This is a genomic window from Streptomyces sedi (genome assembly GCF_006335015.1).
GTDB classification, from domain to species: Bacteria; Actinomycetota; Actinomycetes; order Streptomycetales; family Streptomycetaceae; genus Streptomyces; species Streptomyces sedi.
In genome coordinates, this window is record NZ_VDGT01000002.1 from 413,446 (window position 1) to 426,551 (window position 13,106).

General features: G+C 76.9%; 1 protein-coding gene. It reads left to right on the plus strand.

Annotation, left to right across the window (positions count from 1 at the left end; translation table 11 throughout):
- The first annotated feature begins 690 nt into the window (after nucleotides 1-690).
- Nucleotides 691-13,026, plus strand: a complete 12,336-nt coding sequence (locus tag FH715_RS04715) for a type I polyketide synthase (protein ID WP_139640945.1) — start codon at nucleotides 691-693, stop codon at nucleotides 13,024-13,026.
- Nucleotides 13,027-13,106: the final 80 nt, after the last annotated feature.

The window sequence follows — 13,106 nt, forward strand, 5'->3', positions numbered from 1 at the left end:
GCCCGAGGGGCGGCCGAGGTCGGGAGGGGCGGCGGTTCCCACAGCTCAGCGGCGTGGTTCGCGGGCTGTCCTGGCCATCCATGACACACCGGGAATTCATCCGGTGAACCGGTTCCGCGCCGGGCGGCGGCGTATCCGGTCGTATCCCGGGCGTTCGGGACACGCGCCGGCATGGAGGGCGAGGCGTGCCGCTCCTGTGCGGTCCGGGTTCGGGGCGGATGTGAAGTCCGGGTCACCAGGTGAACCGGATTTTCGCGGCAGGTCAACGAGGCCCATGTGCGTGGCATATGACAACCCTCTGACGGGCGGTTTCCATCGCGTCGCCCGGAAGTCGGCCGCGGTTCACGCCTCGTGCGCCTTGCCCCGTCGTGGTGGTGACAAGAGCGCACCCGGCGCCCCGGGGAGGCTTCGAAAGATGAGTTAAATCCGCAAGTCCGCGGAGTAAATTAGGTGAGTCCGGATGTTGCGCCGCGCGTCGTGCGGCATCCCTCGGGTATTCCTGACCTGGGGTCCGTGGCGGCAAAGTCGGCGTCGCGTTCCGGAACCAACCCGCTCTCACTTCGTGTTGACAACGCGAGCAGAACTGGCCTTATATTGCCGCCGTTGTCTCAGCGTCGGCGCCGAATAAAAGCGGGCCAATCGTACGTGTGTTTCGTTTCTGGTGGACGACTGACGAGGGCAGAGGCTGCCATGCGCGAATCCGGATTTGAGGACACCCACACCGTCGTCGTCATCGGGGCCGCCCCCGCCGCTCCGGCGCGGGCGGACCACGATCCCGGCGCCCTGGCCGAGCTGACCGGCCTGCCGCTGCCCGAGGAGCGAGCGGCGGAGCTGGCTGCGGCATGGCGGGCCTGCGAGGACGCCGGACTCGCCGCCGACGACCCCGCCTCCATCGGCGTCTACCTGGCCGCGCCCGCCCTCGACCGGACGGGCGAAGCGGACGGGCCGACCGGCCAACCCGCCGCGCACGGCGATGCCCTGACGGGCAGTCAGGACGCCTCATCCGCCACCGCCGTCCCGTTGGTGCACCCCCCGACCGCCGGCACGGAACCGCACGGTCAACCGGACGACCCGGCCGCCGCGTTGGCGCACGCGCTCGGTCTGCGCGGCCCGCGCCTGACCGGCCCGGAGCCGCTGGCCGCCGCGCTCGCCGACCTGCGGTCCGGCGCCCGCACCCGCGCCCTGGTCGGCGCCGACGGCGCCTTCGCCGTGCTGGCCAGCGCCGACCTGGCCCGCGTCGAGACCTTCGGCTACCCGCTGGGCGCCGACACCGACTGGCCCGCCGACCTGCCCGAGCTGGTCGACACCGCGATACGGGTGGGACGTCCCGGGCCCGGACGGGCCGCGCCGGACGGGCCGCCCGTCCCGGTGACCGTGTCGGCGCACAGCCACGACGCGCTGCGGACACGCGCCACCGAACTCGCCGCGCTGCTCACCGCCGACCCCGCCCCGCCGCTCACCGACCTCGCGTGGTCGCTGGCCACGACCCGGCCCGCCCTGGGCCGGCGCGCCGTGCTCGTCGGCACCGAACGGGCCCGGCTCGCCGAGGAGTTGACCGCGCTGGGCGAGGGCAGGCCGGTGCCCGGCCTGGCCCTCGGCGGCCCCGACCGGCCCGCGGCCGGCGGCGTCGCCTTCGTCTTCCCCGGGCACGGCCCGCAGTGGCCCGGCATGGCCGCCGAACTCCTCGAAGCCTCACCGGTGTTCGCCGAGCGGCTGCACGCCTGCGCCGCCGCACTCCAACCCCACGTCGACTGGCCGGTGTTGGACGTGCTGCGGGGCGCCGTCGACACGCCGTCGCTGGACCGTCCCGAGGTCGGGCAGCCCGCGCTCTGGGCGGTGATGGTCGCGCTGTCCGCGCTGTGGCGCTCCTGGGGCGTGGCGCCCGACGCCGTGATCGGCTCCAGCGTCGGGGAGATACCCGCGGCAACCGTCGCCGGCGCGCTCACCGTAGAGGACGGCGCCCGCGCGGTCGCCCGCTTCAGCGGCGCCCAGGTGGCGCTGCTGGAACGCGGCGTGATGCTGTCCGTGCTGGCCTCGGCCGACGAGACCCGGGCCCGGCTGTCGCGCTACCCGGACCTCGACCTGGCCGCCGTGCACGCCCCCGGCTCTGTCCTGGTCTCCGGCACCGAGGAGGCGGCGAACGCGCTGCTGGCCGAGTTGGCCGCCGACGGCGTCAAGGCCAGGGGCATCGCCATCCGGCTGGCCGCGCACGGCCGCCAGGTCGACGCGGTGCTGGACACCCTGCGCGCCGACCTCGCCGACATCGCGCCCCGCCCCACCGACGTGCCGCTCTATCTGGCCACCGCCGGCGGCCGGGTCGACCCCGCCGCCCTCACCGTCGACCACTGGTGCCGCAACCTGCGCGGCACCGCCGAGTTCGAACGCGCCACCCGGGCCGCGCTCGCCGCCGGCCACCGCCTGCTGCTGGAGCCCAGCCCCCACCCGGTGCTCACCCGCGCCGTCCAGGAGACCGCCGAGGACGCCGACGTGCCGGCCGCCGTCGTCGGCACCCTGCGCCGCGACAACGGCGGGCTCGCCCAACTGACCACCGCGCTCGCCGAGTTGCACGCGCACGGCGTGGACCCCGACTGGCCCGCGGTCTTCGCCGACCGGGACGCCCGCGCCGTGCCGCTGCCCGGCTACCCGCTGGGCGCCGCGCCGCCCGCCGGCCCCGCACCCTCGCTGGCCGACCGGCTGGCCGCCGCGCCCGACCGCGCCGGCTTCCTGCTGGACCTGGTCCGCGCGCAGGTCGCCGCCGTCGCCGGCGGGAGCCCGGACGCGACCGCCGACCCGGACGCCCCGCTGCTCGACCTCGGCGTCGACTCGGCGGGCGCCGTGCGGCTGCGCAACCTGCTGAACGCGGCCACCGAGCTGCGGCTGCCGATCTCCGCCGTGTTCGACAACCCGACCTGCCGGGGGCTGGCCCGACTCGTGGACCGGGTGCTGAGCGGCGCACCGGCCGAGGAGGACGAGCCGGTGCTCCTCCCGTCGGCCGGCGACGACGACCCGATCGCCGTGGTCGCCATGAGCTGCCGGCTGCCCGGCGGCGTCGCCTCGCCCGAGGACCTGTGGGAGCTGCTGTCCGCCGGCGGCGACGGCGTCACCGCGTTCCCCACCGACCGGGGCTGGCAGCTGGACGGCCGCTACGACGAGGACGCCGAACGGGCCGGCGGCTACTACCAGCGGGAGGCCGGATTCCTCGCCGACGTCCCCGACTTCGACCCGGAGTTCTTCGGCGTCTCGCCGCGCGAGGCCCTCGCGATGGACCCGCAGCAGCGGCTGCTGCTGGAGGTCGCCTGGGAGGCGGTGGAACGCGCCGGCATCGACGCGGGGGAGCTGCGCGGCAGCCGCGCCGGGGTCTTCCTCGGCGCGATGACCATGGACTACGGGCCCCGACTGCACGAGGCGCCGGCCGACCTTGAGGGCTATCTGCTGACCGGCAACACGGCCAGCGTCGCCTCGGGCCGCCTCTCCTACACCTTCGGCCTGGCGGGCCCGGCCGTCACCGTCGACACCGCCTGCTCCTCCTCGCTGGTCGCGCTCCACCTGGCGGTCCAGTCGCTGAACCGCGGCGAGTGCCCCCTCGCGCTGGCCGGCGGCGTCACGGTGATGCCGACGCCCGGCATGTTCGTCGAGTTCAGCCGGCAGCGGGCCCTCGCACCCGACGGCCGGTGCAAGGCGTTCTCGGCCAGCGCCGACGGCTTCGGCCTGGCGGAGGGCGCCAGCATGGTGCTGCTGGAGCGGCTCTCCGACGCCCGGCGCAACGGCCACCCGGTGCTCGCCGTCATCCGCGGCACCGCCATCAACCAGGACGGCGCGTCCAACGGCCTCACCGCGCCCAGCGGCCCCGCCCAACGCCGCGTGATCCGGCAGGCGTTGGCCAACGCGGGCGTCTCGCCGTCCGAGGTCGACGCGGTCGAGGCGCACGGCACCGGCACCCGGCTCGGCGACCCCATCGAGGCGGACGCGCTGCTCGCCACCTACGGCCAGGGCCGCACCGGCGACCCGCTGTGGCTGGGCTCGGTCAAGTCCAACATCGGGCACACCCAGGCCGCCTCCGGCGTCGCCGGCCTGATCAAGATGGTCCTCGCCCTGCGGCACGGCACGCTGCCGCAGAGCCTGCACATCACCGAGCCCACCCCGCACGTCGACTGGTCGGCCGGCGCGGTGAAGCTGGTCACCGAGGCCACGCCGTGGCCGGAGACCGGCCGCCCCCGCAGGGCCGGCGTCTCCTCGTTCGGCATCAGCGGCACCAACGCGCACGCCGTGCTGGAGCAGGCCCCCGAGCCCGACCCGGCCGAGGCCCCCGCCGCGACGGACGCCCCGGCGGGCGCGGCCCCCGCGCCGCTGGTGCTCACCGCCCGCGACGCCGCCGCGCTCAGCGACCACGCCGCCCAACTCGCCCCCTACGCCGCCCGGTTGGCGCCCGCCGACCTGGCCCGCACCCTGCTGTCCCGCGCCGAGTTCGACCACCGCGCCGTCGTGGTCGCCGGCGGCGCCGACGCGCTGACCGCGCTGGCCGGCGGCACCGAGTCCGCCCGCGTCGCGGTCGGCGTCGCCCGCCCGGTCGGCCAGGTCGCGTTCGTCTTCCCGGGGCAGGGCTCCCAGTGGCTGAACATGGGCCTCGCGCTCGCCGAGGCGTCACCCGTCTTCCGCGACTCGCTCGACGCCTGCGCCCGGGCCCTCGCCCCGCACGTCGACTGGTCGCTGTGGGACGTCCTGGCGGACGCCGCCTCGTTGGAGCGGGTGGATGTGGTGCAGCCGGCGTTGTTCGCGGTGATGGTGTCGTTGGCGGCGGTGTGGCGCGGGTTCGGTGTGGAGCCGGAGGCGGTGGTGGGGCATTCGCAGGGGGAGATCGCGGCGGCGCATGTGGCGGGTGTGTTGTCCCTGGAGGACGCGGCCCGGGTGGTGGCGTTGCGGAGCCGGGCGATCCTGGCGCTGTCCGGCCAGGGGGGCATGGTGTCGCTGGCGCTGTCCGTGGAGCGGGCGCGTGAGTTGCTGGCGGAGCGGTGGGAGGGGCGGGTCTCGGTCGCGGCGGTGAACGGTCCCGGTTCGGTGGTGGTGGCCGGTGACGCGGACGCGCTGGACGAGCTGGTGGAGCGCTGCGCGGCCGAGGAGATCAGGGCCCGCCGCGTTCCGGTGGACTACGCCTCCCACTCGTTCCATGTCGAGGCCATCCAGGCCGAGTTGGCCGCCGCGCTGACCGGCATCGAGCCCGCGGCGGCCCGGGTCCCGATGCTCTCCACCGTCACCGGCGAGTGGGTCGACGGCACCGAGCTGGACGCCGACTACTGGTACCGCAACCTGCGGCAGACCGTCCGCTTCGAGGACGCCACCCGCGGCCTGCTCGACCGCGGCGTCGGCGCGTTCGTCGAGTGCAGCCCGCACCCGGTGCTGGGCCTCGGCATCCGCGAGACGCTGGAGGCCACCGAAAGCGACGCCGTCGTCGTCGGCACCCTGCGCCGCAGCGACGGCGACCTCGACCGGTTCCTGCTCTCCGCGGCCGAGGCGTATGTCGCCGGGCTGCCCTTCGACTGGCACGCCGTGGTGCCCGCCGGACGCCATGTCGAGCTGCCCACCTACCCGTTCCAGCGCCGCAGGTTCTGGATCGAGGACACCGCCGGCCCCGCCGCCCCCGCCGAGGACCCGGCGCACGCCGCGTTCTGGTCCGCCGTGGAGAGCGGCGACCTGGCCGCCACCCTCGACGTGCCGGCCGACGCGCCGCTGACCGACGTGCTGACCAGCCTCGCCGACTGGCGCAGCCGGCACCGGGAACGTTCCACCGTCGACGCCTGGCGCCACCGGATCACCTGGCGCCCGCTGCCCACCGCGGGCCCGCCCGCGCTGACCGGCACCTGGCTGCTCGTCAGCTCGCCCGCCACCACGCGCCACCCGTGGCACGCGGCGGCCGTCGACGCGCTCCGCACCCACGGCGCCGTCGTCCTGGAGAGCGACGGCACCCCCGCGACGCTGCCCGCCGCCGACCGGCCGCTCGACGGCGTCCTCTCCCTGCTGGCGCTGGACGAGACGCCCGACCCGGAGGCGCCCGCCGTCCCCTCGGGGCTGTCCGCCACCCTCGCCCTGATCCGGGAGCTCGGCGCCGCCGGCGTCACCGCGCCGCTGTGGCTGGCCACCACCGGCGCCGTCGGCACCGGGCGCTCCGACCAGCCGACCCACCCGGCGCAGGCCACGACCTGGGGGCTGGGCCTCTCCCTCGGCCTGGAACACCCCGACCGCTGGGGCGGACTTGTCGACCTGCCGGAAAGCCCCGACACCCGGGCGGCGACCCGGCTCGCCGCAGCGCTCACCGGCCAGGGCGACGAGGACCAGCTGGCGATCCGCGCCTCCGGCGTCTCCGCGCGCCGCCTCACCCAGGCGCCCGCCCCGGCCGCCGCACCCGCCTGGCGGACCACCGGCACCGCGCTGATCACCGGCGGCACCGGCGCCATCGGCGGCCATGTCGCGCGCTGGCTGGCCGGCAGCGGCGCCGAGCACCTCGTCCTCACCAGCCGCCGCGGCCCCGAGGCGCCCGGCGCCGAGGAGTTGACCGCCGAACTGGCCGCGCTCGGCGCCCGGGTCACCGTCGCCGCCTGCGACGCCGCCGACCCGGCCGCGCTCACCGAGCTGTTCGACCGGCTCGACCGCGACGGCACCCCCGTCCGTTCCGTCTTCCACGCCGCCGGCACCGTGCCGTCGCTGCCGCTCGCCGACACCACCACCGGCGACCTGGCCCACGCCCTGGCCGCCAAGGCGGGCGGCGCCCACCGGCTGCACACGCTGACCGCCGAACGGGAACTCGACGCGTTCGTGCTGTTCTCCTCCGGCTCCGCCGTCTGGGGCAGCGGCGAGCTGGGCGCCTACGGCGCCGCCAACGCCTATCTCGACGCGCTCGCCGGGCAGCGCCGCGCCGCCGGGCTGCCCGCCACCTCCGTCTCCTGGGGCATGTGGGCCGGCGAGGGCATGGCCGCGGGCGACCTCAACGAGCAGCTGCGCCGCCGGGGGATGCGCCCCATGCGGCCCGACCTGGCGGTCGGCGCGCTCGCCGCGGCCGTCGCCGCCGGCGAGACCACGCTGACCGTCGCCGACATCGACTGGGAGCGTTTCGCCCCCGGCTTCGCCGCCGCCCGCGCCCGGCCGCTGATCGGCGACCTGCCGGCGGTCGCCGCGCTGGCCGCGCCCGAGCCGGCCGCCGGGCCCGCCGCCGGCGGCGCGCTCGCCGACCGGCTGGCCGGGCTCACCGAACCCGACCGGCACCGGCTGCTGTTGGACCTGGTCCGCGGCCACGCCGCCGCCGTCCTCGGCCACCAGGGGCCCGACGCGGTCGCCCCCGACCGCCCGTTCCGCGAGCTGGGCTTCGACTCGCTGACCGCCGTCGAGGTCCGCAAGCGCCTCAACGCGGCCACCGGCGTGCGGCTGCCCACCACCGTCGTCTTCGACCACCCGACGCCCGACGCGCTCGCCCGCCATCTGCGCACCGTGGTCGCCGGCGAACGCCCCACCGGCGCCCCGGCGGCGGCCGGCGCCGCGCCGCGCGACCCGCACGAGCCGATCGCGGTGGTCGCCATGAGCTGCCGCTTCCCCGGCGGCGTCGCCTCACCCGAGGACCTGTGGTCGCTGGTGCTCGAAGGGCGGGACGCCGTCGGCCCCTTCCCCGACGACCGGGGCTGGGACCCGGACCGGCTCTACCCGGCCGACACCGACGACGACACCGGCGCCGAGCCCGAGGCCGGCGCCGAGGTCCGCAGCCGCACCCTGGAGGGCGCCTTCCTCGCCGACGCCGGCGGCTTCGACGCCGACTTCTTCGGCATCTCCCCGCGCGAGGCGCTGGCCATGGACCCCCAGCAGCGGCAGGTCCTCGAACTCGCCTGGGAGACCTTCGAACGGGCCGGCATCGACCCGTCCACCGCCCGCGACAGCCTGACCGGCGTCTTCGTCGGCGCCTCCCCGCAGGGCTACGCCGGCAGCCTGGAACAGGCCGCCCCCGAGATGGACGGCTACCGGCTGACCGGCGACGCGCTCAGCGTCGTCTCCGGCCGCATCGCCTACACGCTCGGCCTGCGCGGGCCCGCCGTCACCGTCGACACCGCCTGCTCCTCCGCGCTGGTCGCCCTCAACCTCGCCGTGCAGGCGCTCCGTTCGGGCGAGTGCGCGATGGCGCTGGCCGGCGGCGCCGCCGTCATGGTGGCACCCACTCCGTTCGCCGAGTTCAGCAGGCAGGGCGGCCTGGCCCCCGACGGCCGCTGCAAGCCCTTCGCCGACGCCGCCGACGGCGTCGGCTGGGGCGAGGGCGCCGGCCTCATCCTGCTGGAGCGGCTCTCCGACGCCCGCGCCCACGGCCACCAGGTGCTCGCCGTCGTCCGCGGCTCCGCCACCAACCAGGACGGCGCGTCCAACGGGCTGTCCGCCCCCAACGGGCCCGCGCAGCAGCGCGTCATCCGCGCCGCCCTCGCCAACGCGGGGCTGACCACGGACGACGTGGACGCCGTCGAGGGCCACGGCACCGGCACCCGGCTCGGCGACCCGATCGAGGCACAGGCGCTGCTCGCGACCTACGGCGCGGACCGGCCGGCCGACCGGCCGCTGCTGCTCGGCGCCCTCAAGTCCAACATCGGCCATACCCAGGCCGCCTCGGGAGTCGCCGGCGTCATCAAGATGGTGCAGGCCCTGCGGCACGGCGTGCTGCCCCGCACCCTGCACGTCGACGCGCCCTCACGCCACGTCGACTGGACGACCGGCGCCGTGGAACTCCTCGCCGACCAGCGGCCCTGGCCGGAGACCGGCCGGCCGCGGCGGGCCGCGGTCTCCGCGTTCGGCGTCAGCGGCACCAACGGCCACGTCATCCTCGAACAGGCCGACGTTCCCCCCACCCCAGAAGCCCCCACCGCCCCAGAAGCCACGGAGCCCGCCGTGCGGCCCCTGGCCTGGCCGCTGTCCGCCCGCTCCGACGAGGCGCTGCGCGACCAGGCCGCCCGGCTGGCGGCCACCCTCGACGCCCGCACCGAACTCGCCCCCGCGGACGTCGCCACCACCCTCGCCACCGGCCGCGCCGCGCTCGACAGGCGCGCGGTCGTCCTCGGCACCGACCGGGACCAACTGCGCGTCGGGCTCGACGCGTTGGCCGCCGGCGACGACCACCCCTCGGTCGTCGCCGGCGCGCCGGACGGCGGCAGGCTCGCCGTCCTCTTCTCCGGCCAGGGCTCGCAACGCGTCGGCATGGGCCGCGACCTGTACCGGGCGCACCCCGCCTTCGCCGACGCCCTCGACGAGGTCTTCGCCCACCTCGACCCGCTGCTTCCGGTGCCGCTGCGCGACATCGTCTTCGGCGACGACCGCGAGGCGCTGGACCGCACCGAGTTCGCCCAGCCGGCGCTTCTCGCCGTCGAGGTCGCCCTCTACCGGCTGTGGGAGTCCTGGGGCCTGGCCCCCGACGCGCTCGCCGGCCACTCCATCGGCGAGCTGGCCGCCGCCCATGTCGCCGGCGTCCTGACACTGCCCGACGTCTGCGCCGTCATCGCCGCGCGCGGCGCCCTGATGCAGGCGCTGCCGGCCAGCGGCGTGATGATCGCCGTCCAGGCCACCGAGCACGAGATCGCCCCCGAGTGCTCCGAACACGTCGGCATCGCCGCCATCAACGGCCCCCGTTCGCTGGTCCTCTCCGGCCGCGAGCTGGAGGTCCTCGACCTCACCGACCGGCTCAAGGCCGACGGCCGCAAGGTGACCCGGCTGCGGGTCAGCCACGCCTTCCACTCGCCGCTGATGGAGCCCATGCTCGCCGACTTCCGCCGGGTGCTGGAGTCGGTCACCTTCCACGCGCCGACCCTGCCCCTGGTCTCCACCCTCACCGGAGGGCCGGCCGACGCCGACGAGTGGGGCTCGCCCGAGTACTGGGTCCGGCACGTGCGGCAGCCCGTCCGGTTCGCCGACGCCGTCACCTCACTCACCGCGCGCGGCGCCACCACGCTGCTTGAGGTCGGACCCGGCGGGGTGCTCGCCGCCATGGGCCAGGACAACGCGCCCGACGCGGTGTTCGTGCCCACGCTGCGCGCCGACCGCCCCGAGACGGACACCCTGGCGCACGCCGCCGCGCGGCTCCACGTGCGCGGCGCCGCCCTCGACCTGCCCGCCGCGTTCGCCGCCGGCGGGCGCCGTGTCGACCTGCCGACCTACTCCTTCCAGCACCAGCGGTACTGGCTGACGGCGGCGGTCGCCCCGGCCGGCGGCGGGGCGACCGCCGCCCTCGGCGTCGCCACCGGCGACCACCCGCTGCTGGGCGCGGCCGTGGCGCTGCCCGACGGCGCCGGCACCGTCTTCACCGGCCGGCTGGCCGCCCGCACCCAGCCGTGGCTCGCCGGCCGCCGCCGCGTTCCCGCCGCCGCGCTGCTCGACCTCGCGCTGCACGCGGCGGCCGACCACGGGCTCGACACGGTGACCGAACTCGCCGTCCGCGCCCCGCTGGAGCTGCCGGAACGCGGCGGACTCGCCCTGCGGGTCACCGTCGGCCCCGACACCGAGGGGACCCGGCCGATCCGCGTCCACTCCCGGCCCGAGGACGCCGACCGAGACGACAGCTGGAGCGAACACGCCACCGGCACCCTCGCCTCCGGCGCCCCGGCGCCGAACACCGCCGAGCCGACGGCCTGGCCGCCGCCCGGCGCCACCCCCGCCGCCGACGACGGCCACGCGACCGGCGCCGTCTGGCAACTGGACGGCGACCGCTACGCCGAGGTGACCCTGCCGGCGGAGAGCGGCGACGAGGGCTTCGCCCTGCACCCCGCGCTGCTCGACGCGGCCCTGGAAGCCGCCCGGCCGGACGCCGCCGGGCTGGTCCCGCACCACTTCGCCGGGGCGCGGCTGCACGCCGTCGGCGCCCGCACGCTCCGGGCCCGCTGGTCCCCGGCCGCGCCCGACACCGGGGCGCTGACCCTCACCGACCCGGCCGGCCGGCCCGCCGTCACCGTCGACGCCCTCCAGCTGCTCCCCGACGACCAGCGGGAACAACGCCCCACCGGGCACGCGCTGTTCGCCCTCGACTGGGTCCCCGTCGAACCGGCCGCCCCACCCCACGGCGCGACCGCGCCCCGTACCTCGACCCCGGCGGGACCGGCCGTCCTCGGCCCCGACCACCTCGGCCTCGACCTGCCCACCCTGCCCGCCGACCCCGCACACCGGAACGCCGCGCCCGCCCCGGGGCTCGACACCGCCCTCGACCACCTCGACACCGCCCTCGACCACCTCGACGGCGTCACCGAGCTGCTCGCCCCCTGCCCCCGCCCCACCGAACCAGCCGACCCCGCCGACCCCACCGCACGGCCCACCGCCGACGACCCGATCAGGACCGCCGTCACCTGGGCCCTCACCCTCACCCAGCGCTGGCTCGCCGACCCCCGCACCGCACACACCCGCCTCGTCCTCGTCACCCGCGACGCCACCCACCCCGAGACCCCCGACCCGGCCCACGCCGCCGTCTGGGGCCTGCTCCGCTCGGCACAGACCGAGAACCCCGGCCGGCTCGCGCTCCTCGACCTCGACGGCACCCCCGCCAGCGCCCGCGCCCTGCCCGCCGCCCTGACCACGGACGAACCGCAACTCGCCCTACGCGACGGCCAGTCGACCGCGCCCCGGCTGGCGCGCGCCACCACCGACGACCAACGGACACACACCGGCGACCGGCCCGCCACCCGCCTCGACCCCGACCGCACCGTGCTGGTCACCGGCGGCCTCGGCACCCTCGGCGCGCTCGTCGCCCGCCACCTGGTCACCGCACACGGCGCGCGCCACCTCACCCTCGTCGGCCGCCGCGGCCCGGCGACCGAAGGCGCCGAAACGATCCGCGACGAACTGGCCGCCGTCGGCGCCCACGTGACCGTCGCCGCCTGCGACCTCGCCGACCGCGCCGCCGTCGCCACACTGCTCGCCGACCTCGACCGGCCGCTCGGCGCCGTCGTCCACGCCGCCGGCGTCGTCGACGACGGCGTGCTCGCCGCCCTCACCCCCGAACGCGTCGACCGAGTCCTCGGCCCCAAGGTCGACGGCCTGCGCCACCTCGACGCCCTGACCCGCGACGCCGACCTCACCGCGTTCGTCGTCTTCTCCTCCGCCGCCGGCATCCTCGGCAGCGCCGGCCAGGCCAGCTACGCCGCCGCCAACGTCGCGCTCGACGCCCTCGTCCAACGCCGCCACGCCCACGGCCTGCCCGGCGTCTCCCTCGCCTGGGGCATGTGGGCCGCCGCCAGCGGCATGACCGCCGGCCTCGACGCCGGCGACCGTGCCAGGCTCGGCCGCACCGGCATCCGCCCGCTGCCCACCGCCGACGCCCTCGCACTCCTCGACACCGCCCTCCACGACGACCGGCCCACCCTCGTCCCCGTCCTCCTGGACACCGCCACCCTCCGCCGCCAGGCCACCGACGGCACCCTGCCGCCCGTGCTGCGCGGCCTCGTCAGGGCGGCCCCCGCCCGGCGCGCCAACGGCGCCGACCACGGCACACCCGAAACGTTCGCCGACACCCTCGCCCGCCAACCGGCAGCCGACCGCGAACAGACCGTGCTCAACCTCGTCAGCACCCAGATCGCCGCCGTACTCGGACACGCCCCCGGCCGCCACGTCGACCCGGCACGCGCCCTGCGCGACCTCGGCTTCGACTCGCTCACCTCCGTGGAACTCCGCAACCGGCTCACCACGACCACCGGACTGCGGCTCCCCTCCACCCTCGTCTTCGACCACCCGTCGGCCGCCGCCATCAGCGGCCACCTGCTCACCCTGCTGCCCGGCGGCGAACCCGCCCCCGAAACCGGACTCCTCGACCAGCTCGACCGGCTGGAACACGCCCTGTTCGACGTCGCGGACGACGGCACCGCCACCCAGGTCGACCTGCGGCTGCGTGCCCTCCTCGCCCGCTGGAGCGACACCCGCGCCGGCGGCCACACCCCCCGGACCGACGCCGACGAGGACCCGGGCTCCGACCTCGAAGCGGCCACCGACGACGAGCTCTTCGGCTACCTCGACAACGAGCTAGAGACCTCGTGACCGACCCGCAGCGCGCTCACCCCGGCGCCCCCACGCCCCCCACCGCCGCACCCCGCACCGCTGTAAGGAGCACACCCCAG

Excerpts from the sequence above, each read along its gene's own strand:
- FH715_RS04715 (WP_139640945.1), top strand. The coding sequence starts at position 691 with ATGCGCGAATCCGGATTTGAGGACACCCACACCGTCGTCGTCATCGGG.